Annotated in this window: 22 protein-coding genes; 16 read left to right on the top strand and 6 right to left on the bottom strand. The window is 74.0% G+C overall.

The annotated features are described in order from the left end of the window. Nucleotides 1–13 precede the first annotated feature (13 nt). A complete protein-coding gene (locus A8713_RS26065) occupies nucleotides 14–1,264 on the top strand; it encodes a sensor histidine kinase (RefSeq protein ID WP_064535980.1) in 1,251 nt (416 codons plus the stop codon). Beyond that, nucleotides 1,261–1,899: a response regulator gene (locus A8713_RS26060; RefSeq protein ID WP_064535979.1), complete on the top strand. Its 639-nt coding sequence runs from the start codon at nucleotides 1,261–1,263 to the stop codon at nucleotides 1,897–1,899. Before A8713_RS26065 ends, A8713_RS26060 begins: the two co-directional genes overlap by 4 nt. Nucleotides 1,900–2,104: 205 nt before the next feature. On the opposite strand, the gene A8713_RS26055 is transcribed toward A8713_RS26060, so the two are convergent. Next, complete coding sequence (locus A8713_RS26055) at nucleotides 2,105–2,401, bottom strand: DUF5955 family protein (RefSeq protein ID WP_173860907.1); 297 nt, start codon at nucleotides 2,399–2,401, stop codon at nucleotides 2,105–2,107. A 170-nt stretch (nucleotides 2,402–2,571) separates the two neighbouring features. Here A8713_RS26055 and A8713_RS26050 point away from each other — a divergent pair, with 170 nt between their 5' ends. Together A8713_RS26050 and aceB are read left to right on the top strand one after the other, a co-directional pair. After that, nucleotides 2,572–3,171 carry a nucleotidyltransferase family protein gene (locus tag A8713_RS26050; protein WP_064535977.1) on the top strand — a complete coding sequence of 200 codons (600 nt, stop codon included), beginning with the start codon at nucleotides 2,572–2,574 and terminating at the stop codon, nucleotides 3,169–3,171. 184 nt (nucleotides 3,172–3,355) lie between these two features. Further along, the gene (aceB, locus tag A8713_RS26045; protein WP_064535976.1) at nucleotides 3,356–4,981 is read left to right on the top strand and encodes a malate synthase A; all 1,626 of its coding nucleotides are present in this window, start codon (nucleotides 3,356–3,358) and stop codon (nucleotides 4,979–4,981) included. An 85-nt stretch (nucleotides 4,982–5,066) separates the two neighbouring features. Here aceB and A8713_RS26040 read toward each other — a convergent pair whose 3' ends face one another. Beyond that, complete coding sequence (locus tag A8713_RS26040; RefSeq protein ID WP_064535975.1) at nucleotides 5,067–5,990, bottom strand: HipA family kinase; 924 nt, start codon at nucleotides 5,988–5,990, stop codon at nucleotides 5,067–5,069. A 139-nt stretch (nucleotides 5,991–6,129) separates the two neighbouring features. Between A8713_RS26040 and A8713_RS26035 the strand changes: the two genes are divergently transcribed. Beyond that, nucleotides 6,130–7,089 (top strand): MerR family transcriptional regulator, encoded by a 960-nt coding sequence (locus A8713_RS26035; RefSeq protein WP_064535974.1) that lies wholly within the window; start codon nucleotides 6,130–6,132, stop codon nucleotides 7,087–7,089. A 173-nt stretch (nucleotides 7,090–7,262) separates the two neighbouring features. On the opposite strand, the gene A8713_RS26030 is transcribed toward A8713_RS26035, so the two are convergent. Further along, complete coding sequence (locus A8713_RS26030) at nucleotides 7,263–7,886, bottom strand: histidine phosphatase family protein (protein WP_064535973.1); 624 nt, start codon at nucleotides 7,884–7,886, stop codon at nucleotides 7,263–7,265. Nucleotides 7,887–8,043: 157 nt separating this feature from the next. Here A8713_RS26030 and A8713_RS26025 point away from each other — a divergent pair, with 157 nt between their 5' ends. Further along, entirely contained in the window at nucleotides 8,044–8,433 is a 390-nt protein-coding gene (locus A8713_RS26025) for an antibiotic biosynthesis monooxygenase family protein (protein WP_064535972.1), read from the top strand. Continuing rightward, the gene (locus A8713_RS26020) at nucleotides 8,430–8,864 is read left to right on the top strand and encodes a hypothetical protein (protein WP_064535971.1); all 435 of its coding nucleotides are present in this window, start codon (nucleotides 8,430–8,432) and stop codon (nucleotides 8,862–8,864) included. Before A8713_RS26025 ends, A8713_RS26020 begins: the two co-directional genes overlap by 4 nt. 27 nt (nucleotides 8,865–8,891) lie before the next feature. Here A8713_RS26020 and A8713_RS26015 read toward each other — a convergent pair whose 3' ends face one another. Beyond that, nucleotides 8,892–10,457 carry an IucA/IucC family protein gene (locus A8713_RS26015; protein WP_064535970.1) on the bottom strand — a complete coding sequence of 522 codons (1,566 nt, stop codon included), beginning with the start codon at nucleotides 10,455–10,457 and terminating at the stop codon, nucleotides 8,892–8,894. A 98-nt stretch (nucleotides 10,458–10,555) separates the two neighbouring features. On the opposite strand from A8713_RS26015, the gene A8713_RS26010 reads away from it, so the two are divergent. From A8713_RS26010 to A8713_RS25990, 5 genes are all read left to right on the top strand, one after another. Then, nucleotides 10,556–12,079, top strand: coding sequence for an IucA/IucC family protein (locus tag A8713_RS26010; RefSeq protein WP_064535969.1), 1,524 nt, complete (start codon nucleotides 10,556–10,558; stop codon nucleotides 12,077–12,079). 118 nt (nucleotides 12,080–12,197) lie between these two features. Further along, the gene (locus tag A8713_RS26005) at nucleotides 12,198–13,736 is read left to right on the top strand and encodes a hypothetical protein (RefSeq protein ID WP_064535968.1); all 1,539 of its coding nucleotides are present in this window, start codon (nucleotides 12,198–12,200) and stop codon (nucleotides 13,734–13,736) included. A gap of 41 nt (nucleotides 13,737–13,777) precedes the next feature. Then, nucleotides 13,778–14,521 (top strand): NUDIX hydrolase, encoded by a 744-nt coding sequence (locus tag A8713_RS26000; RefSeq protein WP_064535967.1) that lies wholly within the window; start codon nucleotides 13,778–13,780, stop codon nucleotides 14,519–14,521. 52 nt (nucleotides 14,522–14,573) lie between these two features. Beyond that, the gene (locus tag A8713_RS25995; RefSeq protein ID WP_064535966.1) at nucleotides 14,574–15,839 is read left to right on the top strand and encodes a VWA domain-containing protein; all 1,266 of its coding nucleotides are present in this window, start codon (nucleotides 14,574–14,576) and stop codon (nucleotides 15,837–15,839) included. Then, nucleotides 15,839–16,654, top strand: a complete 816-nt coding sequence (locus tag A8713_RS25990; RefSeq protein ID WP_064535965.1) for a hypothetical protein — start codon at nucleotides 15,839–15,841, stop codon at nucleotides 16,652–16,654. Before A8713_RS25995 ends, A8713_RS25990 begins: the two co-directional genes overlap by 1 nt. Before the next feature lie 78 nt (nucleotides 16,655–16,732). Here the strand turns inward: A8713_RS25990 and A8713_RS25985 are convergent, their stop codons facing one another. Beyond that, nucleotides 16,733–17,359 carry a winged helix-turn-helix transcriptional regulator gene (locus A8713_RS25985; RefSeq protein WP_064535964.1) on the bottom strand — a complete coding sequence of 209 codons (627 nt, stop codon included), beginning with the start codon at nucleotides 17,357–17,359 and terminating at the stop codon, nucleotides 16,733–16,735. Nucleotides 17,360–17,440: 81 nt separating this feature from the next. Between A8713_RS25985 and A8713_RS25980 the strand changes: the two genes are divergently transcribed. Further along, complete coding sequence (locus A8713_RS25980) at nucleotides 17,441–18,649, top strand: pyridoxal phosphate-dependent aminotransferase (protein ID WP_064535963.1); 1,209 nt, start codon at nucleotides 17,441–17,443, stop codon at nucleotides 18,647–18,649. Here the strand turns inward: A8713_RS25980 and A8713_RS25975 are convergent. Further along, entirely contained in the window at nucleotides 18,637–19,635 is a 999-nt protein-coding gene (locus A8713_RS25975; RefSeq protein WP_064535962.1) for an AraC family transcriptional regulator, read from the bottom strand. The two genes, A8713_RS25980 and A8713_RS25975, sit on opposite strands and share 13 nt — an antisense overlap. Nucleotides 19,636–20,019: 384 nt before the next feature. Between A8713_RS25975 and A8713_RS25970 the strand changes: the two genes are divergently transcribed. The 3 genes from A8713_RS25970 (at nucleotide 20,020) to A8713_RS25960 (ending at nucleotide 21,925) form a co-directional block, all read left to right on the top strand. Continuing rightward, complete coding sequence (locus A8713_RS25970; protein ID WP_064535961.1) at nucleotides 20,020–20,637, top strand: histidine phosphatase family protein; 618 nt, start codon at nucleotides 20,020–20,022, stop codon at nucleotides 20,635–20,637. A gap of 116 nt (nucleotides 20,638–20,753) precedes the next feature. Next, complete coding sequence (locus A8713_RS25965; RefSeq protein ID WP_064535960.1) at nucleotides 20,754–21,431, top strand: hypothetical protein; 678 nt, start codon at nucleotides 20,754–20,756, stop codon at nucleotides 21,429–21,431. Between the two features lie 71 nt (nucleotides 21,432–21,502). Further along, nucleotides 21,503–21,925 carry an acyl-CoA thioesterase gene (locus tag A8713_RS25960; protein ID WP_064535959.1) on the top strand — a complete coding sequence of 141 codons (423 nt, stop codon included), beginning with the start codon at nucleotides 21,503–21,505 and terminating at the stop codon, nucleotides 21,923–21,925. The last annotated feature ends 29 nt before the right edge of the window (nucleotides 21,926–21,954 follow it).

Below are 21,954 nucleotides of genomic sequence, written 5' to 3'. Positions count from 1 at the left end.
CGCTGGACGGGCCATGGACCTCCGCCCCCGCTCCCCCGTCGCCGTCATCCTGCGCCTGTGCCTGTACGCCCTGTTCGCGGGGCTGCTCGGGCTCGCCGCGGCCCATGCGACGGGACCCGGCACGGTGGCGGCGGCGCTCGGCACGGGCGCGGTGTTCGCCTTCGGTGTGCTCCAGCCCGCCGTGCTGCGCTCCCGGCGCCGGTCGGCGGTGTGGCTCGCGGCGCTCGGCGCGGCCTGGCTGGTCCTGCTGGCGTACTCCCCCCAGGCCGTGTGGGCGGCGTTCCCGCTGTACTTTCTGCTGCTGCATCTGCTGCCGGTGCGCTGGGGCCTGCCCGCGGTCGCGGCGACCGCGGCGGCGGCCATCGCCGGGTTCGCCGGACACGCGGAGCGGATCAACGCGGGGGTGTTCATCGGCCCGCTGCTCGGCGCGGCGGTCGCCGTGGCCACGGTCCTCGGCTACGAGGCCCTGTACCGGGAGAGCGAGCGGCGCCGCGAGCTGATCGAGGAGCTGGTGGCCACCCGCGCGGACCTGGCCGCCGCCGAACGGGCCGCGGGCACGCTCGCCGAGCGGGAGCGGCTGGCCCGGGAGATCCACGACACGCTCGCCCAGGGCCTGTCCAGCATCCAGTTGCTGCTGCGCGCCGCCCAGCGCGAGGTGCCCGCCGGTTCGCCGGCCGCCGCGCACATCGAGCAGGCCCGCGGTGCCGCGCAGGACAATCTCGCCGAGGCCCGCCGTTTCGTCCGCGCCCTGACCCCGCCCGACCTGGAGCACGGCTCACTCACCGGCGCGCTGGAACGGCTCTGCTCGCGCGCGGTGGGCCCGCCCGCGGTCCGCTTCTCGGTGAGCGGCAGCCCGGCGGCGCTGCCCACTCCGTACGAGGTGGCGCTGCTGCGGATCGCACAGTCGGCGCTCGGCAACACCCTGCGGCACGCCCGCGCCGCCCGTGCGGAGGTCACGCTGAGCTTCATGGACACGGCGGTGGCGCTGGACGTCGTCGACGACGGGACGGGTTTCGTGCCGGACGCGGTGCCGGCGGGCGCGGGAGCCGCGGGCGCGGGGGCTGCGGGCGCGGGGGCCGCGGGCGGGCGCCGGACGGAGTCCCCGCGCGCCGGAGCGGACGGCGGATTCGGGCTGCCCGCGATGCGCTCGCGCGCCGAGGCGCTGGGCGGCACGTTCGCGGTGGAGTCCGCGCCGGGCCAGGGCACGGCGGTGGCGGTCACCCTGCCCTGGCCGGTGGCCCGGGACACGGGAGGCGGCGCGTGAGCGTGCGGCTGCTGCTCGCGGACGACCACCCGGTGGTCCGCGCCGGTCTCAAGGCGGTGCTGTCCGCCGAGCCCGACTTCGAGATCGTCGCGGAGGCGCCGACGGCGGAGCGCGCGGTGGAGCTGGCCGCCGAGGGCGGGGTCGACGTGGTGCTGATGGATCTCCAGTTCGGCCCGCGGGGGATGCACGGCGCGGAGGCCACGGCGGCGATCACCGCCCGGCCCGGCGCCCCGCGCGTCCTGGTGCTCACCACGTACGACACCGACGCGGACATCCTGGCGGCGGTGGAGGCCGGGGCGGCGGGCTATCTGCTGAAGGACGCGCCGCCGCAGGAGCTGGCCGCGGCGGTGCGCACCGCCGCCTCCGGGCGTTCGGCGCTGGCCCCGGCGGTCGCCCACCGGCTGATGGACCGGATGCGCACACCGGCCGCCGCGCTCAGCCGCCGAGAGCTGGAGGTCCTGGAACTGGTCCGCGACGGCCTGTCCAACCTGGAGATCAGCAAGCGCCTGTTCCTGAGCCAGGCCACGGTGAAGTCCCATCTGGTGCACGTCTACGCCAAGCTGGGCGTCGACTCCCGTACGGCGGCCGTGGCGGCGGCCACCGAGCAGGGGCTCGTACGGCGGCGCAGGCCCTGAGGCACGGGCCCCGGGGGCCCGGGGATGGAGGGCCCCGACGGCGGCCCTCGGCGCACACGCCCGGGAGGCGTACGCGGCGCGGAGGCGTGCGTGGCCCGCAGGCGTAGGTGACCCGCAGGCGTACGCGGCGCGCGGGCGTACGTGCCCCGCAGGCGTACGCGGCGCGCGAGCCCTCGATGTGCGGCGCGCGCCCCGGGCGCGTACCTCAGCGCAGCGGCGGCGGTCCGAACAGGTCCACCGCGGCGCGCACCTCGGCCAGGCCGGGGCGCAGGGCGCTGACGGAGCCGATCGAGCCGGCGATCAGCAGCAGGGAGCGGCGCAGCCGGGGAATCTCGGGGATGCCCGGAGCGGTCGCCGCCGAGAGCGCGGCGAGTGCCGCGAGCTCGTCCTCGGCTATCGCGCGGTCGGGGAACTCCCCCGGATGCGCGGCGAGTTCACGACGCAGACGGGATACGGCGGCGCGCAGCCCCACCACCCTCGGATCCTCTTTGCCGCCGGTCACCGGCCGCTGTTCCAAGCTCCGCAACACAGCCCTCCCCCTCGCACGTCGCCGCGCGCAGTCCCCGGACCCGGGTCAGTAAACGCCACCGGAACGGGGTGCGCCAGCGTGCGGACCGAAATTCAGCCTCGCTCGCCCGGCGCGTTCGACGGGCCGTCAGGTATGCAGGACGTATGACACGTACGGATGACGAGGTGGCCGGTCTCGTCCTGGCGGCCGGCGGCGGCCGGCGGCTCGGCGGCCGGCCCAAGGCACTGCTCACCCACCGGGGCCGGCCGCTGGTGGAGCACGCGGTCGGGGTGCTGCGCGCGGCGGGCTGCGCGCGGGTGCACGTGGTGCTGGGCGCGCGGGCGGACGAGGTGCGGCGGCGGGCCCGGCTGGAGGGCTGTGTGCTCGTGGACAACGCGGACTGGGAGCAGGGCATGGGCTCCTCGCTGCGGGCCGGACTGGATTCGCTCGCGGGTTCGGGGGCGCGGGCGGCGCTGGTCTCGCTCGTGGACCAGCCCGGGATCGGAGCCGTGGCGGCGGCCCGGGTGCGGGCGGCGTTCCGGGACGAGACGTCGCTGGTCTCGGCGGCGTACGACGGGGTGCGCGGGCATCCGGTCCTCTTCGGCGCCGCGCACTGGGCGGGGATCGCGGCGAGTGCCACCGGCGACCGGGGGGCACGCGGCTATCTGAAGGAGCACGCCGGGCGGATGGTCCTGATCGAGTGCGCGGACGTGGCGCAGCCCTACGACATCGACACGGAAGCGGACCTGGCGCACCTGGAGTGAACGGGCTGGCACCGAGCGCCAGCTTCCCTCGACTCGGAGAATCTCGACATCAACAAACCATTGAAGTTCCACGATAAGGAAACTACTATCCACTGATCAGAAGCACCCGACCGCACAGCGGGTGCGAATCGCCCCATTCGTACTCCTTGGCACCCGGTGCCACCGCTGAAGGAAGTGACAGCTCATGTCCGCACCAGCGCCGTCCCCGCTGGCCATCGTCGACGCCGAGCCCCTGCCCCGGCAGGAGGAGGTCCTCTCCGACGCGGCGCTCGCCTTCGTGGCGGAGCTGCACCGGCGGTTCACGCCGCGCCGCGACGAACTGCTCGCCCGCCGCGCCGAGCGCCGCGCCGAGATCGCCCGCACCTCCACCCTCGACTTCCTCCCGGAGACGGCCGCGATCCGCGCGGACGACTCCTGGAAGGTCGCCCCCGCCCCCGCGGCCCTGGACGACCGCCGGGTCGAGATCACCGGTCCCACCGACCGGAAGATGACCATCAACGCCCTCAACTCGGGCGCCAGGGTCTGGCTCGCCGACTTCGAGGACGCCTCCGCCCCCACCTGGGAGAACGTCGTCCTCGGCCAGCTCAATCTGATCGACGCCTACACCCGCAGCATCGACTTCACCGACCCGCGGTCCGGCAAGTCGTACGCGCTGCGCCCGGCCGGCGAACTCGCCACCGTCGTCACCCGCCCGCGCGGCTGGCACCTGGACGAGCGCCACCTCGTCGACGCCGACGGCAGGCCGGTCCCCGGCGCCCTCGTCGACTTCGGCCTGTACTTCTTCCACAACGCGCGGCGCCTGATCGACCTCGGCAAGGGCCCGTACTTCTACCTGCCCAAGACGGAGTCGCACCTGGAGGCCCGCCTCTGGAACGAGATCTTCGTCTTCGCCCAGGACGCGCTCGGCATCCCGCAGGGCACCGTGCGCGCCACCGTGCTGATCGAGACGATCACGGCCGCGTACGAGATGGAGGAGATCCTCTACGAACTGCGCGACCACGCCTCCGGGTTGAACGCCGGCCGCTGGGACTACCTGTTCTCCATCGTCAAGAACTTCCGTGACGGCGGCGAGAAGTTCGTCCTGCCCGACCGCAACGCGGTGACGATGACCGCCCCGTTCATGCGCGCGTACACCGAACTGCTGGTGCGCACCTGCCACAAGCGCGGTGCGCACGCCATCGGCGGCATGGCGGCGTTCATCCCGTCCCGCAAGGACCCCGAGGTCAACAAGGTCGCCTTCGAGAAGGTCCGCGCCGACAAGGACCGCGAGGCCGGCGACGGCTTCGACGGCTCCTGGGTCGCCCACCCCGACCTGGTGCCGATCGCCATGGAGTCCTTCGACAAGGTGCTCGGCGACCGGCCGAACCAGAAGGACCGGCTGCGCGAGGACGTGCACGTCGAGGCGGCCGACCTGATCGCGGTCGACTCGCTCGACGCCAAGCCGACCTACCCGGGCCTGGTCAACGCCGTGCAGGTGGGCATCCGTTACATCGAGGCGTGGCTGCGCGGCCTCGGCGCGGTGGCCATCTTCAACCTGATGGAGGACGCGGCCACCGCCGAGATCTCCCGCTCGCAGATCTGGCAGTGGATCAACGCGGGCGTCGAGTTCGAGAACGGCGAGAAGGCCACGCCCGAGCTGGCCCGCAAGGTCGCCGCCGAGGAGTTGGAGAACATCCGCGCGGAGATCGGCGACGACGCCTTCGCCGCCGGTCACTGGAAGCAGGCCCACGACCTGCTGCTCCAGGTCTCCCTCGACGAGGACTACGCGGACTTCCTGACCCTGCCCGCCTACCAGCAGCTCAAGGGCTGACCGGCGGCGGCGTCACGGCCGTACGGCCCGGAGGCGATACCCCCCGCCGGGCCGTACGGCCGTTCGCCTCGCATCGGCCCTCTCCTCAGTCCTCGCGCCCCAGGTGCACGGACCAGTCTCGCTCCGCGGCCGGCTTGCCGTGCAGGTCAGGGACCCGCTTGAGCCAGTCCGGCCGCCCCCGCTGCGCGCGCGCCGCGCGCCGGGCCTCCTCGGCGGCCAGCTCGTCGTGCCCGGGGAAGTCCGTGGGCAGCCAGGACGCGGAGGCCCGCACGCGCGCGTGCAGATGCCGGACGTAGGTCTCGCGCACCTCCTCGGGCGCGCGGAACCCCGGCTCGTCCCGCAGCCAGCCGTCCGGCACCTGGGCGACGACCTCGCGCAGCAGCTCCTCGGTCACCCGCGGGGCCAGCTCGGCGTCGGCCGCGCGCACATCGGGCGCGTACCGGCCGAGCGCGTGGTGCCGGAAGTCGTACGCCTTGCCCGGTGCCGTCAGGTCCCAGCGGTGGTGGAAGACCAGCGCGGCGCCGTGATCGATGAGCCACAGGCGCGGCGGCGCGACCCCGAGGGTCGGCCAGACCATCAGATTGGAGCTGTGGACCGTCCGGTCGACGTTCGCGGTCAGCGCGTCCAGCCAGACGATCCGCCCCGCCTCCAGCGGATCCACCGGGAACGTCCGCGCCACCTCCGGGGTGAAGTCCCGCGCCCCCGGCAGATAGTCCATCCCCAGGTTGACCCCCGCGCTCGCCCCGTGCAGCTCCCGCACCTCCTGGTACGGCTCGTGCGCGGCGATGGCCGGATCGAAGTGCACCAGCACCAGCTCCGGGAACCGCAGCCCGAGCGCACGCGCCAGTTCCCCGACGATCACCTCGGCGACCAGCGCCTTGCGCCCCTGCGCGGAGCCGGTGAACTTGACGACGTACGTCCCGAGGTCGTCGGCCTCGACGATCCCCGGCACCGAACCACCCGAGCGCAGCGGCGCGAGATAGCGGGTGGCGGTGACCTCGGTCAGCATGGCGGTACACCCCTCGTCCCCGGTCTGCGGCGTGCGGTGCGCATAGTGACCGAGCGTAACAGCCGGGGAGGACGCCTCGGGCGCGGGCGCTTGACCTTACCCTCAAGGGCAAGGTTTAGCGTTCTTCGAGGTGAGAGGCATGCGGATCGGAGAACTGGCCCGGCGGGCGGGTGTGACGACCAAGGCGGTGCGCTACTACGAATCGCTGGGGCTGCTCGCGCCGGTGCGGCTGGCCAACGGCTATCGGGACTACGGCGAGCACGACGTACGGCTCGCGCGAGAGATCCGGGCGCTGAGTCTCCTCGGCATCCCCGTCGAGGCGACACGGCCGTTCCTGGAGTGCCTGGCCCTGGGGCACCGGCACGCGGACGACTGCCCGGCCGCGCTGGCCGGGTACCGGGACGCCATCGACGAGCTCACGCGGCGGATCGAGGGCCTCACCGCCCGCCGGGCGGCGCTGGTGACGCACCTGCACCGGGCCGCCCACCGCAACAGCCGCCTGTCACCGACCGAAGGAGAGGAACCGATGACCGATTACACGCGCCTGCCCGCCGGCCTGCCCGTTCCCGAGGACGACGGGGCCGCCGACCACCTGCGCGGGGCGCGGATGCCGCGGCTGGAACTCCGTGCCACCGACGGCGCCACCGTCAGCCTCGACGCGCTGGGCGCGGGCCGCACGGTGCTCTACGTCTACCCGCTCACGGGCCGCCCCGGCACCGATCTGCCCGAGGGCTGGAACTCCATCCCCGGCGCCCGTGGCTGCACCGCCGAGGCGTGCGGCTTCCGTGACCACCACCAGGACCTGCTCGCAGCCGGCGCCGCCCGGGTGTACGGCCTCTCCGGTCAGGACGGCGACTACCAGCGCGAGGTCATCGAGCGGCTCCGCCTGCCCTTCCGGATGCTGTCCGACCCCGCACGGAGCCTGGCTCGGGCACTGGACCTCCCCACGTTCACCACCGGCGGGCAGACGCTCTACAGGCGGCTCACCCTGATCATCGAGGACAGCGTGATCGAGCACGTCTTCTACCCGATCTTCCCTCCGGACAGGCATGCCGGCCAGGTCCTGGCCTGGCTCGGCGACAACACTCACCGGCCCTGACACATCGGGACAGCTGTCGCCGAAGCCCGGGATGACGCGGAAGGCGTACGCCCTCAACGGAACGGGGCCGAGGCGGAGCACTCCCGTCGAAGGGCACCGGATCCACCGGGCAGGGTGCCCGCCCCGATCGTCGTCGGCCGTCTCCTCCGGCGGCCCACCGTCGGCCACGGGCCTCAGACGTGGAGTTCCGGCGGGAAACCGGTCCAGCGCAGCCCGGCGGGGAGATGGCCGGTGTCGTTGAAGAGGAGAACCGCCGGGGGCCGCTCGGGTGTGTAGCGGATGACGGTCAGGGCCGCGTGGGCATGGTTGATGCCCAGCCATCGCCACTTCGGCGCCTCGAAGGCGGCCCGGACGAGCCAGCCGACGAGGAAGTTGTGCGTGACGACGAGTTCGTGGCGCGGTTCGTCTCCGACGACGGGCCCGGTGAACTCCGCGAGTGCCTTCGCCGCCAGCCCGGGACCCTGTTCGCGCTCCTCGGCCGTGAACCGGTCCAGGAACTCGCCCCAGTCATCGGCGGCCTCCGGCGGCAGTTCCGCCCGCGTCGGCAGGTAGGGGACGTAGTCGCCCGCCGCTTCGGAACGGTGGCAGGGAACTCCGTCGAGCTGCTCACCGGCCAGCCGGGCGGTCTGTTCGGCACGGGCGAGGGGTCCGTGGTGGATCGCAGCCAGCGGGATCCCGCGGAGCCGCTGGCCCAGCAGGGCGGCCTGGCGGCGGCCCGTGTCCGTCAGTTCGCTCTCGTCCGGCGACGCCTCGCCGTGACGCGCGAGATAGAGGTAGCGGGCGGCCGTACCGGTCATGGACGCGTCCTTCGAAGAAGTAGATCCCGCGGACCCACGGAAGGACGCCGGCCCACGCGGACCGGTTCCAGCAGGGCCGGCGCCGTCTCCGGTCCGGCGTGCCCGCCCCGGCGACGGACACTGGATCTCCGGACGTGTCCCGCCTTACGGTGGCGCCATGACCAGTGATCGGACAGCGCCCGCCGTGCCCGTCCCGGCTTTCGAACCCCCTTACTACGTCGCTGTCTTCACCACGGTGCGGACCCCGGACCAGGACGGCTACCGCGAGACCGACGACCGTATGGAAGAGCTGGTGAAGGAGGTCCCGGGGTACCTGGGGATGGACCATGCGCAGACCCCCGGCGGGCTGGGCATCACGGTCGGCTACTTCCGCGACGCGGAAGCCCTCGCGCGGTGGCGGGGCGACGCCGAGCACCGCGCGGCGCAGAAGCGCGGGCGGGCCCAGTGGTACGAGACCTACACGCTGCACGTGGCGAAGGTCGAGCGCAGCCACGGCTTCACGCGGGCCCAGGCGCCGGGCGTGCGCGGCGACGGGGAGACCGCGTGACGGCGGACCGGTTCCCGGATCCCGGCGATCCGGAACGCGACCTCGACTGCGCGGTCTTCGTGGCGGTGCCCTACCGGGACGAGCTGTGGGAGCGGGTGGCCCGCGCGGTCCCGGGCGCGGTGCGCCGGGACAGGACCCTGCATCTGCCGTCGGTGCGGGCCGACTGGGGGCGCAACGACCACGCGGGGGACGGCCTGCCCGACGACGACTTCATCGGCTGGCCCTCCGTCCTGGTCTGCGAGCCGGTCGACGACCCCCCGGCCGCCGAGGTGATCGACGCGGTCTCGCGGCTCCTGACCGCCTTCTGGACGCTGGAGGTGCGCGCCGTGGCCAGTTGCGACTACGAGCGGGAGCTGCCGGCCGACGGCGGCGCGCGGTACTGCCGCCCGCCCTGGCCGCCGGCGGCCCCGCCCCCGCCTCCGACCGGGTGAGCCGCCGGGACGGGGCCTGCCGGGTGCCTATCCGCCGACCAGCGGGTTGGGCAGCGGGCGGTACCGGGCGTCGGCGCCGTCCGCGCCCGTCCAGCGCAGCAGCAGGTTGGTCTTGCCCGGCAGGGTCGGCGCGGTCAGCAGGGCGGGCACCTCGGGCAGGGCGTGCCGGGACAGTTCCTGCCGGACGGCGGGCCACGGGTCGAAGCCCGGACGGCGTTCGGCCAGGGCGGCGGCGATCTCGGCGAGGTGGTTGACGACCAGGCAGTACACCAGCCGCTCCCAGCCGGCCGCCCGGTCCACCTCGGACAGCAGCTTGACGCCCTCCGCGTCCCGGAACAGCGCCTGCACGGGCAGCCCGGCGCCGTCCAGGGCGACCAGCGAGTTCTGCAGGTGCGCCTCCAGCACCACTCCGTGCCGCGCGAAGGCGGTGAGGGCCGGGGGCACGACCTGGCGCAGATACGCCGCCCACCACACCGCCGGATCCAGCGGGCCGTCCAGCGGATTGCCGGCGAACTCCTCGGTCAGGGCGGCGGCGAGCAGCGGGGTCGCACCGGGCAGCAGATGCCGCCGCAGTCCGTCGCGGACGACGACCGCGAGTTCCTCGAAGGCGAAGGCGGCGGTGCGGTGTCCGCGGTCGCTCAGCCAGGCGGCCGGTCCGCCGAGCCGGGCGAAGGCGGCGGTGACCGCTGTGTCGGTGCGGCGCAGTGTCAGCAGGTCGTGCCGCCACAGCCGCCGAACGTCGTTGGTGATGCGCACGTCCAGGCTGAACTTCAGGAACAGGTCGGCCTCCGGCACGTGGACGGTGCGGATCGCGGCGGTGGGCCGCACGTCGAAGCCGGTCGTGCCCAGCCGCAGCAGCCGTCCGTCGGCGAACGCCCCGGCCAGGGCCTCGGCCGCCAGGTCGAGCTGCCAGGGGTGGGCGGGCAGCAGCCGGTAACCGGGCGGGACCTGGCCGAGGGCGTCCAGCGCCGAGGTGTCGCCCTCCTCCACGACCTGGTCCTCGCGCAGCCCGAGCAGCACCAGCGGGAAACGGGCGTACGCCTCGGGCGCGTACGGCAGCCAGGAGGTGACCGGGCCGCCGCCGCGCGCCTTGGGCGCCGGGTGGCAGGGGTGCCCGGTGACGAGGGACTGCTCGGAGCGGGTGTAGAGGTCCCCGGGCGGCGCGGTCCGCTCCCGGGCGGCGAGCAGTGCCGCCACCGCCTCCCGGCTGTCGATCATCTCGGCGGACAGTTCGTCGTTGGTGACGCCGGTGTGGCGGCGCAGTTCGTCGGCGACCAGTTTGACCAGTTCGGTGTGGCCGAGCCGCTGCCAGCGGCCGTCGGCGGCCACCTCGGGCGCGGCGGGGCGCCGCCCGGCGCGCACCCGCAGCAGCCGCCCGGTGCCCGGCAGCCGGTAGAGGGCGTGCCCGGCCGGTCCGCGCCGTCCGGCCTGCTCGGGCTGTCCGTTCCCGGGCTCCGGGCAGGGGTGTGCCACCTCGCGGATCAGGCAGTTCAGCAGGGGCGCGACGGCGTGGGCGTCGGCGCGCGCGCCGTTGTCGGCGGCGGCGGACGCGCCGGTGCCGTCGGTGGGGGGCGTCAGCTCCATGCGTTCCATTCGTTCCATACGTCCACACGGTGCGAAGGTGATCAGTATGTCTGCCCGCGCGCTACCGTGGCGCCCGCGCGTCCGATCCGTACCCGAGGAGCCCGACCGTGCACCGTCTCCCGACCGCAGAGGCCGAGATCGGCGAGGAACTGGCCGTGGTGCGTCCCGGCCTCGTCCCACGGTACGCGCGCGAACTGGCCGGCGCGCGGGCTGCCGTGCTCACCCGGCTGTGGCGGGCGCTGGCGCACGAGCCGCTGCCGTGGATCGGCGGCCGGGAGCGGGTGCGGGACGCCCTGGTGCTGCGGCTGTCCGACGGCCGGGTGCTGGAGGGGCCGCCGGCCGACCCGTACGCGACGGACGCGTACGTCACCGCCGTGCGCCTCGACGGCGAGGTCCACGACGATCCGGCGCGGCTGACGACCGCCCTCGCGGTGCCGCACGGCGGCGCGCTGGCCGCCGAACTCGCGCACAGCGCGGCGTCGTTGGCGCTGTCCCGCGCGGACCGGCCGTCGCCCGCCGGGGGGCCGCTCCCGCCGGAGGAGTGGCCCGGCCGGGACTGGGAGTGGGAGCAGCGGGTGGCCGACGGCCATCCCTTCCACCCCAACTGCCGGTCCCGGCCCGGTTTCTCGGTGGCCGAGCAGCTGGCGTACGGCCCGGAGCACCGGCCTGTGGTGGAGCTGCGGCTGCTGCCGGTCGCCGCCCGGGAGTGCCTGGTGACCGGGGAGTGGCCGCGGGAACTGCGGGACGGCGGGCGCCTGTTGATGCCGGTGCACCCGTGGCAGGCGGAGCATGTGCTCAAGCGGCCCGGCGAGGGCGACCGGCTCGCCGCGCATCCGCTGATGTCGCTGCGCACCCTGGCCCTGCCGGACGGCCCGCACGTCAAGACGGCGCTGTCGGCGCGGCTGACGTCATCGGTGCGGGACATCTCGGTCGGTTCGGTGACCGCGTCGGCGGTCCTGTCGGCGTTCGCGCAGGACCTGGCGGCCCGCACCGGCGGTCTGCTGCACCTCACCCGCACCCTCGGCGCGGCCACCGCGCACTCCCCCGACCTGGCGGCCCTGTGGCGCGAGTCGCCGCAGGAGTACGTCCGTCCCGGCGAGCGCGTCCTGCCGGTGGCGGCCCTGCCGGGCACCGGGCTGCCGGGCTCCCCCGCCTGGCTGGCCGGCTTCACCCGGCTCGCGCTCACCGCCGGTCTCGGCCTGCTGGAGCTGGGCGTGGCGCTGGAGGCGCACGGGCAGAACCTGCTGGTCGTGCTCTCCGCCTCCGGCGCGCCGGTGCGCCTGGTCTACCGCGACCTGGCCGACATCCGCGTCAGCCCCGCCCGGCTGGCCCGGCACGGCATCGCGGTCCCGGCGCTGCCCGAGCGCAACCTCACCGACGATCCGGCCGCGCTGCGCCGCAAGCTGTTCGGCTCGCTGGTGGCGGGCGCCCTGGCCGGTGCGGCGGGCTCCGGTCCGGCGCTGGGCGCGGCCCTGGAGGCGGCCCTGCCCAACCTGCCCCGCACGGCGGACGTCCGCGCCCTGCGCGAGGAGCCGCTGCCCGTCAAGGCGTTGACGCTGATGCGGCTCTCCCCCGGCCGCAGCGGCGACATCTGGACCCGGCTGCCCCGGCCCGGCGCGACCGGATCGTGACCTTCCGTCCGGCTATGAGACAACTTTTCGGCCAAACAACGGCGTTGTGGTTCTCATCGGGCCGCGGCGGTGTAGCTCTGGGGCGTTCGTCGGACACCCACGGCCCCGAGAGCGGAAGATGACTGACGTCGACAGCAGTGACGGTCTGATGAAGCCGATCCGTCCCGAACAGCTCGACCCGGGGGCGGTGATCGCGCAGTCGCTGGACAACCAATGGGTCCCGGCGCAGCTCACACGGCAGATGATCGAGCGGGGCGAGTCCCTCGACCAGGTCGGCCGGCTGCGCCGCCAGGAGGTGCGGGCCGAGTACTTCCGCAGCCTCATCAACGTCGGCCAGGTCGTGATCAACCGCGCGTACTTCTACAACAACGACGCGATCAACTGCGACCTCGTGGAGCAGGGCGAGTCCCGCACGGCGCACCAGCGGCTGCTCGCCTCGGGGGCCATCGTGCCCTTCCTGCTCGGTGAGCGGCATCCGGCCGAGGAGCCGCCGGACCGTCTGCATGTGCGGCGCGACGGGTTCACGGCCTGGCAGGAGACCCTGGAGGGGCTGCCCGCCACGGACCGGGTGCGCTGTGTGCGCATGTCCTGGGACGACTCGGCGGACGACCACGAGAACCGGGAGAGCACCCGCCTGCGGCTGTTCCAGCCGTTCGCGGAGAAGGTGCAGGGCCTGACCGCCAAGGACATCGACGTCCTGGCCGCCCAGACGGGAGTGGCCCGCGAGGACGCGGACCGGTTCGGGCGACGGCTCGGCGAGGTGGTCTCCTTCAGCAACGACCTCAGGGTCAGCCGGCGGCCCGTGGTGCGCAACGCCCTGTACGAGGAGTTCGTGACGGTCCCCGGGACCAATGTCGCCGAGGGCAGGTACGACCGGAGCAAGCCCTTCGCGGCGCAGATCAAGCAGCTCCTGGACCTCGTCTACAACGTCAACCTGGCCGACGCGCTGGGCCGTTACCCGCTCACGCCCGGCGACAGCCTGCGGCGCGTGGTGCTCCAGGAGGCCCGGGAGGCGCGGGCCGCCACCGGTTTCGTCGAGGACCCCGAGCATCTGCTGACATTCCTGCGGCGGCACGCCTTCGCCGCGGTCCAGGACCGGCTGACGCCCGCCGCGGTCAACGCGCTCACCCTCCAGGACATCTGGCGGCTGCGGCAGACCTCCGTGTGGAACGAGTACGTGCGGGCGTTCGGCGCGCTCACCGCCGCTCCCGACACCTTCGACGAGCGGGTGGGGCAGGTCTTCGACCGCTACGTCGGGCTCAACTCGGAGATCCTCAGGCTGGCCAGGGAACGCGAGCGGGCCAGGCCCGCCCCGTGGCGGCCGGTCGTGGAGGTCGTCGTCACCGTGGGGGCGGCCGTGTTCACCGCCGTCAGCGGCAACGACCTGTGGGAGGTGGCGGGTTCGGTCCTGCCGCTCACGGTCAGCGGATCGCTGACGGGGTCGGTGCAGCTGGTGCTGCGCAACCGGATCGCCGGGCGGCAGGAACAGAGGTTCGCCCGCGAGATCGCCTCCGTGCGGCTGGCGAGTGAACGAGAATGGGCCCAGTTCCACGATCTGGTGCGGCGCCTGCCCGGCTACCGGGACGCGTCGGGCTCCGCCCCGACCGGCACGGCGTCCGCCACCACCCAGGACAACGAAGACCTGCCCGAGTACTGAGAAAGCCGGAGTCAGCCCTTGCACTGCCCGCGGAGCATCCCATGAACCGGTACGAGGCCCTGCGGCGGGCCGTTCCGCGGTGGTTCCGCGACGAACCGGGGGGCATCGGCATCCTCACGGACCCCGCCCTGGTCCGCCGGGCCCGGCGCCAGGTCACGGCGGCCGGACGGCAGCCGGCAAGGGGCTTCCTGGGGGCCCTGCGGGCCCGGCTCGCGGTGCTGCTGCGGCCGGTTCCCGCGGGCGTGGTGTCGGCCAACCGCCATCTGTGGTACCTGCGCGACCCGGTGCGTTTCCCGGACGGGCGGCTGGGCCTGTACGACCGGCTGCTGCCGCCGCCGGACGCCTCCCCGGGCGTGGTGGTCCTGCCGCTGCTCGGCCCGGAGAGCGATGTCGTGCTGATCGAGCACTTCCGGCACGCCACGCGGACCCGGCACTGGGAGGTGGTGCGCGGTTTCGGGGACCCGGGGGCCGGTGGCGAGGAGAACGTCACGCGGGAGCTCCGGGAGGAGATCGCGGCGGTGCCCACGGCGGTGGTCCCGCTCGGCGGACTCCATCCGGACACCGGGCTGCTGGCCCACCGCGTCGAGCTGTACGCCGCCCGGGTGGACGGCTTCGGCGACCCGGAGCGGGGCGAGGCGATCGGCCGGATCCGCGCGGTGCCGTGGGCCGAGGCCGAGGCGATGGTGGCGGACGGGCGGATCACCGACGGGTTCACGGTCGCGGTGCTCTACCGGGCGCGGCTGGCGGGTCTGTTCGGCAAGGAGCCGGGGCCGGGGACGGAGTAGGCCGCCGCCGCTCGTTTTGGAGCAACCACCGTCGGGTCAATAGGATCCGCCGATGATCACAAGACAACGGCTGGCGGCAGGAGTCTGTGCTCTGCTCGCCGCCCTGACGGCCGGGATCGCCTTTCCCGCCGGCGCGGTCGCCGACGAACCGGACGGCCGGGCAGCGCCGAAGGTCGAACTCGTCCTGGACGTCAGCGGCTCCATGCGCGCACGGGACATCGACGGCGGGACGCGGATGGCCGCGGCCAAGCAGGCCTTCAACGAGGTGCTGGACGCGACCCCCGAGGAGGTCCGGCTCGGCATCCGCACCCTCGGCGCCAACTACCGCGGCGACGACCGCAAGACGGGCTGCAAGGACACCGCGCAGCTCTACCCGGTCGGCCCGCTGAACCGCACCGAGGCGAAGGCGGCGGTGGCCACCCTGGCGCCGACCGGCTGGACCCCGATCGGGCCCGCGCTGCTGAAGGCGGCGACCGATCTGGAGGGCGGCGACGGCGCCCGCCGTATCGTGCTGATCAGCGACGGCGAGGACACCTGCCAGCCGCTGGACCCGTGCGAGGTGGCCCGCGAGATAGCCGCCAAGGGCATCGGCCTGACCATCGACACCCTGGGCCTGGTGCCGGACGCCAAGACCCGTGACCAGCTCAGCTGCATCGCCGACGCGACCGGCGGCACCTACACCTCCGTCCGGCACAAGGAGGAACTGTCCGACCGGGTCGGTCAGTTGGTGGACCGCGCCGCCGACCCGGTGGTGACGCCGGTCGCCACCCAGGGCGCCGCCGACTGCACCAGGGCGCCCGCGCTCAAGTCGGGCCTGTACACCGACCGCGAGGAGTTCGGGCAGCAGCGCTGGTACCGCGTGGACGTCAAGCCCGGCCAGGAGCTTCGGGCCTCGGTCAGCGTCGCGGACGACCGCGCCGTGCGCCCCGACTACGGGATGCTGCTGCGGGCGGTGACCGTGCACGGGCGGGAGATCGTGCGCGGGGAGGCGGCCGGCACCGGCCGCACCGACGTGGTCTCCACGGGCCTGCGCTATCCGAAGCCGAAGAGCGACGACGACAACGCCCCGGCGGAGACGGTGTGCCTCCAGGTCACCAACTCCTTCGCGCCGACCGCCGGGGTGAAGACCACGCCAGGTCTGCCGCTGGAGCTGACCGTGGACGTGGTGGGCGCCCCCGACCCGTCGGGCGACGTGGCGGCGTTCGGACTCGGCCGCGGCTGGTGGCTGCTCGGCCTCCTGGTGCTGACCGGCTTCCTCGCCGGAGTGATCTGGGGCTGGCTCTCGCGCTGGCGCGTGGCGATCTGGAGGACCAACTGATGCGTCTCACACGTGCGTTCGGCGCCGCGCTGCTCGCCCTGGGGCTTGCGGCGGCCCCCGCGGTGGCCGACTCCTCGCCCTCGGCGAGCCCGTCCGGCGACAGCAAGGCCCCCTCCCAGGCGGGCACCTCCTTCCGTACGGCGACGGAGATCGAGCAGGGGCAGCGGGCGACCGCGAGCGCCTCCACCGGCGACTACCTGTACTGGTCGTTCCCCGCGGACGCCGGTCAGCGCCCCACCGTGCACGCGACGGTGAAGCTGCCCGAGCAGCACACCACGCAGACCTGGCAGGTCGACGTCTACGACGGGCTGCGCCGCCGCCAGTCGTGCCAGTACGGCGCCCAGACCCGCACCGCCGCGGCGGGCACCGCCTCGGTGGAGCTGGCCTGCGTCCTGCGCACGGTCCGCGCCTGGTCGGAGCCGTGGGCCAACGACCCGCTGCCCGGCACGTACTACATCCGGCTCACCGTGGTCGGCCTCCAGGCGTCGGACCTGGGCCTGCCGGTGAGCGCCGAGGTCCGGGCCGAGTCCAAGCACATCGGCGGCCCCGCGGCCGTGGACGGCTCACTGTCCCAGCCACTGGTCCCCGGGATCGCGGTCACCTCGCAGCACGACGGCGGTGACAGCGGCGACGGCAAGAAGAAGACGGCGGTGCTGTCGAGCATCGAGCCGGACGGCGGCTGGTCGTCGGGCTGGTGGTCCGACCGGTGGGTGTGGTCCGGGATCGGTGCCGTGCTGGCCGCGCTCGCGGGCATCGGCGGCTACGCGCTGACGCGGGGTTCCGGACGGCCGTCACGGCTGCCGCCCGGTGCCTGACGGTACGTCACACCACTGATCCAGGAGGCCCGTTCCGCGTCGGCGGGGCGGGCCTTCGCCGTGCCTCCCGCAGGTGCGTCACGCCTCTCGCAGGGACTTGGCGAGCGGGCCGTCCCCGGTGACGGTCACCCGGCCCGCGCGCACCGCGTCCGCGAGGTCCAGCTCCCCGCGCGCGATCTCCGCGCAGGTGGCGGAGTCGAGGGACAGGCGGGCGTCGGGCTCCCGGGGGGCGGGCCCGTCGCCGTACACGGCCCCCGCCTCCTCCCGCGGGTGCAGGTGGAAGACGCCCTTCTCCAGGCGTACTTCGACGATGCCGTCGCCCGCCAGCGCGCCCAGCAGGGGCAGCGCGAACCAGTGCGCGCGCACCGCGTCGGTGGGGCGCGGCTCGCCCAGCTCGGCCCGCCCCCACTCCCCCAGCGTCCGCAGCACGGGCAGCAACGCACGCCCGCGCGCGGTGAGTTCGTAGACATGGGCGGCCCCGGGCGGCGGCAGCCGGCGCCTGCTCGTCAGCCCGTCGCGCTCCATGTCCTTCAGCCGGGAGGCGAGGACGTCGGTGCTCACCCCGGGCAGATCGGCGTGCAGGTCCGTGTAGCGGCGGGGACCGGCGAGCAGTTCCCGGACGATCAGCAGGGTCCAGCGGTCGCCGACCGCGTCGAGCGCGCGGGCCGCGGAGCAGTACTGGTCGTAGCTTCGGCGAGGTGACATGCGACGCAGTCTAGACATGTTGTTGGACTTTCCAAGCTCGCACTTGGTAAAACCAAGCAACAACACGAACCGGAGGGGCGCATGGAGTTCCGGCAGTCGAGCAAGCTCAACGAGGTCTGTTACGAGATCCGCGGCCCGGTGATCGAGCACGCCAACGCGCTGGAGGAGGCGGGCCACAGCGTGCTGCGCCTGAACACCGGCAACCCGGCGCTCTTCGGTTTCGAGGCGCCCGAGGAGATCGTCCAGGACATGATCCGGATGCTCCCGCGGGCGCACGGCTACACCGACTCGCGCGGGGTCCTCTCCGCCCGCCGCGCGGTCGCCCAGCGCTACCAGGCACGCGGCCTGGAGGTCGGCGTCGACGACGTCTTCCTCGGCAACGGCGTCTCGGAGCTGGTCTCCATGGCCGTACAGGCGCTGCTGGAGGACGGCGACGAGGTGCTGGTCCCCGCCCCGGACTACCCGCTGTGGACGGCCGTGACCACCCTGGCCGGCGGCAAGGCGGTCCACTACCTGTGCGACGAGCGGGCCGACTGGTACCCGGACCTGGACGACATGGCGTCGAAGATCACCGACCGGACCAGGGCCGTCGTGATCATCAACCCCAACAACCCGACGGGCGCGGTCTATCCGAAGGAGATCCTGGAGGGCATCCTCGACCTCGCCCGCAGGCACGGCCTGATGGTGTTCGCCGACGAGATCTACGACCAGATCCTCTACGACGACGCCGTGCACCACTCGACGGCCGCGCTCGCGCCCGACCTGGTGGTCCTGACCTTCTGCGGCCTGTCGAAGACGTACCGCGTGGCCGGGTTCCGCTCCGGCTGGCTGGTCGTGACCGGACCCCGGCAGCACGCCAAGGACTATCTGGAGGGCCTGACCATGCTGGCCTCCATGCGCCTGTGCCCCAACGCGCCCGCGCAGTACGCCATCCAGGCCGCGCTCGGCGGCCGCCAGTCCATCGGCGAGCTGACCGTGCCCGGCGGCAGGCTGCACGAGCAGCGGAACATCGCCTGGGAGAAGCTCAACGAGATCCCGGGCGTCTCCTGTGTCAAGCCCCGGGGCGCCCTGTACGCGTTCGCCCGGCTCGACCCAACGGTCCACAAGATCCACGACGACGAGAGGTTCGTCCTGGACCTGCTGCTCCGCGAGAAGATCCAGATCGTGCAGGGCACCGGCTTCAACTGGCCCACGCCCGACCACTTCCGCATCCTGACGCTCCCTCACGCGGATGTGCTGGAGACGGCGATCAGCAGGATCGGGCGGTTCCTCGACGGCTACCGGCAGTAGTGCCGGTGATCGCTCGGCGAGATCCCGTAGGCCGCCTTGAACGCGCGGGTGAAGGCGGAGGGGTGGGGCATTCCGCACCGCGCGGCGACGGCGTGGATCGGCAGGGCGCTCAGGGCCGGGTCGACGAGATCGCGGTACGCCTTCGCCAGCCGCTGCCGGCGGATGTACGCGGCGAGGGTCGTGCCCTGCGAGCCGCGGGTGAAGAGCCGGTGCAGATAGCTGACGGAGACGTGGTGCGCCGCGGCGACCTTCGACGGGGTCAGGCCGGGGTCGTGCAGGTGCCGCCGGACGAAGGCGCGCACATCGTGGAGCATGGCCCGGTGCCGCGTCTCCTCCGGCAGCGCGTCCTCGGCGTCCAGCTCCCGCGCCAGGCAGGCGGACAGCAGGTCGACCGCCACGGCGCCGAGCCGGGTCGCCTCGGCGGGCCGGAGCGCGGGCAGTTGGCGGTCCAGGGTGAGCAGGAACGCCGCCAGTACCGCGCCCGTGCCCTGCTGTCCCGACAGCACCCGGCCGAGCAGGTGGCGGACCCGGTGCGGCGGGATGGGCAGGGACGACGCCGGGAGGTCGATGCCGATCCCCTCGGCGCGCGGTGGCGCCCCTCCGGCGCCGGGGGTGCCGGCGAACCAGGAATCGTAGGGCTGTGAGCTGGTCACCAGGTGGAAGTGGCCCGGCGTGAGCCGCTGTGTCCCTCCCGGGCCGACCGAGGCCACGGTTCCGTGGCCGGCCGTCAGCATCGTCAGGTGGTAGAGCTCGTCGTCGCACCGGCGGATCATCCGCTCGGTCCGCCTGACCCGTATCGAGGGGAACGCCGTCCTCAGGACGGCCACGGGCCCGAGCTGCGCCTGCCGCACGGTCGCGCTGAAGGTGGTGACATGGTCGCTGGTCATCTCGGCGGCCCGTGACCGCCCCATCACCTCCCGCCAGTGCTCGAAGCACTCGACCCCGTCCAGGACGTCGCTCCCGGCCGTCTCGGGTGTCACCGGCATCTCGTTCTCCCATCGCCCCTCCCCTCCTCCTGGCGGCCGCGAGGGAAGAAGTACTTCACAGGTGAACAAGCGTATCGGCTCGAATCCGCGGGTCCCGTGGCGCGGGAGGTGGCCGTATCGGCTCTTGTGTGGACGCGATGGCAACAAGAGTCGACTCTGTGTCAACTCGGCGGAGCGGCTCCTTGGCATGCTTCCCCGTGCGGCGCCGGCCCCGTACGGCTCGGGCCGTCGGGGTCCACCTGTACGGGGGACAGGTGGACCCCTGGCCGGCACCGCGGTGAACGGCCCCGTACCGGCCGTACGGCGCACTCCGGCTGCGGACCTCCCCGGGCCGTGTCAGGGTGTCGTCGGCGGCGACGCGGCGACAGGGAAGGGACGGCCGGCATGGGTGACCTCTTTCTCGTCCGGCACGGGGAGACCGCGTGGTCGCGCTCCGGGCGGCACACCGGCCGTACGGACGTGCCGCTCACCGAGCACGGGCGGGAGGAGGCGCGCCGGCTGGTGCCGCTGATCCGGTCGCACCGCATCGGCGCCGCGTTCGTCAGCCCGCTCCAGCGGGCCCGGGAGACGGCCGAGCTGATCGGTGTGCCGGACGCCCGCGTCGACGCCGACCTGCGGGAGTGGGACTACGGGGGCTACGAGGGGGTGACGACGCCCGAGATCCAGCGGACCCGGCCCGGCTGGTTCCTGTTCACCGACGGGGTCGCGCCGGGCCCGCCGGAGCACCCCGGCGAGACGGTGGAGCAGGTCGGGGAGCGCGCCGACCGGATGCTGGCCAAGGTGGACGCCGCGTTCGCGAACACCGAGGGCGTCGTGCTGCTCGTCGCGCACGGGCACTTCCTGCGGGTGCTGACGGCCCGGCGGCTGGGTCTGCCCCCGGCCTCGGGCGCGCTGTTCCAGCTCGCCACCGGCACGGTGTGCCGGCTGGGCACGGAACACGACCGGCCGGTGGTCGCGGGCTGGAACATCCGGCCGCCCGCACCGGCCGGATCATCGCACTGAGGGTCCGTTCAGAAGGCCACGGCGCGTTGTCAGACCCGCGCCGTAGCCTTCTGATCGGGCCGGGGACTCCTTCCCGGTCCGCTCGCCCATGCCGGGCCCCGGGGAGGGAGCACGCCGTGACACGACCGCCGACCGCCGCGCAGCGCCGGGTCGTCGACGCCGCCGATCCGGTGACCGGGCGGCTGCGGGGCACCGAGGCGCAGCTCGCGGCCCTGGTGGCGCGCGGGCTGGCCTTCCGGCACCCGCGCCCGCCGCACGACCACTTCCTGACCCCGGCGGGCCACCGGATACGCGAGACGGGGCCCGCACCGGCTGCCTCCGCTCCCCCACCGGCTGCCTCCGGTCCCCCGGCGGACACCCCGCCGCCCGCCGGTGTGTTCGCCGCCCGGGTCGGCGGCGAGGAGGACGAGGAAGCGGCGGGGACGGCGGGGGCCTCCGACGGGGCCGCGCGGGCGCGTGAGGTGCACAGTGCCTGGCAGGGGCTGCTGGAGCTACGCCGGATGACCAACCCGGACGGCGCGGTGGAGCGGCCGTGCGGCTGGGAGCGGGCGCATCTGGTGCGGGCCGCCGCGCTGGCCCTGGAGGCGGCCGGGCTCCGTCCGGCGGGAGCGGCGGCCGACGGTTACCGGGTGCGGGCGACCCCGCAGCCCGAGGCGGTCGCGGTGTACGCGCCGGACGCGGAGCCGCTGGCGGCCTGCGCGGCGGCGCTGGAGCGGGCGGGCTGGCAGCCCGGCGTGTGCACGGAGCCGCGGACCCGGGTGCGCTACCTGCTGGCCTCCCCGCGCCGGGTGTGAGGGGCGTGCCAGGATCGGGGCGGTCGTACGAGGACAGACGTCACCGGCGTGACGTGCGAGAAGGGGATGCAGTGAGCGAGCCGTTTTCCGTCCCGGTGACCGTCCGGGGCTACGAGACCGATGTGCAGGGGCATCTCAACCAGGCCGTGTACCTCAACTACGCGGAGCACGCACGCTGGTCGCTGCTCCAGGCGGCCGGCATCAGCCAGAGCGACCTGATCGCCACGGGCGTGGGACCGGTGGCGCTGGAGACGACCATCGGTTTCCGGCGGGAGCTGCTCGCCGGTGACGAGGCCGTGGTGAGCTGTGTGTTCGAGTGGGGCGAGGGCAAGACGTTCCGGATACGGCAGACCGTCCGCAAGGCCGACGGCACGGTGGCCGCGGAGATCACCGCGGTCGGCGGGCTGCTGGACCTCAAGGCGCGCAGACTGGTGGCCGCTCCCCGGGACCGGTTCCGGGACCTCGCGGAGGATCCGGTGCTGCTGGGCCTGTGAGACCGCCGCGCGGTGCCGCCCGCGGGGGT

The organism is Streptomyces sp. SAT1 (assembly GCF_001654495.1).
GTDB classification, from domain to species: domain Bacteria; phylum Actinomycetota; class Actinomycetes; order Streptomycetales; family Streptomycetaceae; genus Streptomyces; species Streptomyces andamanensis.
Note: the sequence above shows the minus strand (reverse complement) of the source record. Positions and strands in the feature narration are given on the sequence as shown.

Coding starts and splice junctions, on each gene's coding strand:
- A8713_RS26065 (WP_064535980.1), top strand. CDS start 14: ATGGACCTCCGCCCCCGCTCCCCCGTCGCCGTCATCCTGCGCCTGTGC.
- A8713_RS26050 (WP_064535977.1), top strand. CDS start 2,572: ATGACACGTACGGATGACGAGGTGGCCGGTCTCGTCCTGGCGGCCGGC.
- aceB (WP_064535976.1), top strand. CDS start 3,356: ATGTCCGCACCAGCGCCGTCCCCGCTGGCCATCGTCGACGCCGAGCCC.
- A8713_RS26040 (WP_064535975.1), bottom strand. CDS start 5,990: ATGCTGACCGAGGTCACCGCCACCCGCTATCTCGCGCCGCTGCGCTCG.
- A8713_RS26035 (WP_064535974.1), top strand. CDS start 6,130: ATGCGGATCGGAGAACTGGCCCGGCGGGCGGGTGTGACGACCAAGGCG.
- A8713_RS26030 (WP_064535973.1), bottom strand. CDS start 7,886: ATGACCGGTACGGCCGCCCGCTACCTCTATCTCGCGCGTCACGGCGAG.
- A8713_RS26025 (WP_064535972.1), top strand. CDS start 8,044: ATGACCAGTGATCGGACAGCGCCCGCCGTGCCCGTCCCGGCTTTCGAA.
- A8713_RS26015 (WP_064535970.1), bottom strand. CDS start 10,457: ATGGAACGCATGGAGCTGACGCCCCCCACCGACGGCACCGGCGCGTCC.
- A8713_RS26005 (WP_064535968.1), top strand. CDS start 12,198: ATGACTGACGTCGACAGCAGTGACGGTCTGATGAAGCCGATCCGTCCC.
- A8713_RS26000 (WP_064535967.1), top strand. CDS start 13,778: ATGAACCGGTACGAGGCCCTGCGGCGGGCCGTTCCGCGGTGGTTCCGC.
- A8713_RS25995 (WP_064535966.1), top strand. CDS start 14,574: ATGATCACAAGACAACGGCTGGCGGCAGGAGTCTGTGCTCTGCTCGCC.
- A8713_RS25990 (WP_064535965.1), top strand. CDS start 15,839: ATGCGTCTCACACGTGCGTTCGGCGCCGCGCTGCTCGCCCTGGGGCTT.
- A8713_RS25985 (WP_064535964.1), bottom strand. CDS start 17,359: ATGTCACCTCGCCGAAGCTACGACCAGTACTGCTCCGCGGCCCGCGCG.
- A8713_RS25980 (WP_064535963.1), top strand. CDS start 17,441: ATGGAGTTCCGGCAGTCGAGCAAGCTCAACGAGGTCTGTTACGAGATC.
- A8713_RS25975 (WP_064535962.1), bottom strand. CDS start 19,635: ATGCCGGTGACACCCGAGACGGCCGGGAGCGACGTCCTGGACGGGGTC.
- A8713_RS25970 (WP_064535961.1), top strand. CDS start 20,020: ATGGGTGACCTCTTTCTCGTCCGGCACGGGGAGACCGCGTGGTCGCGC.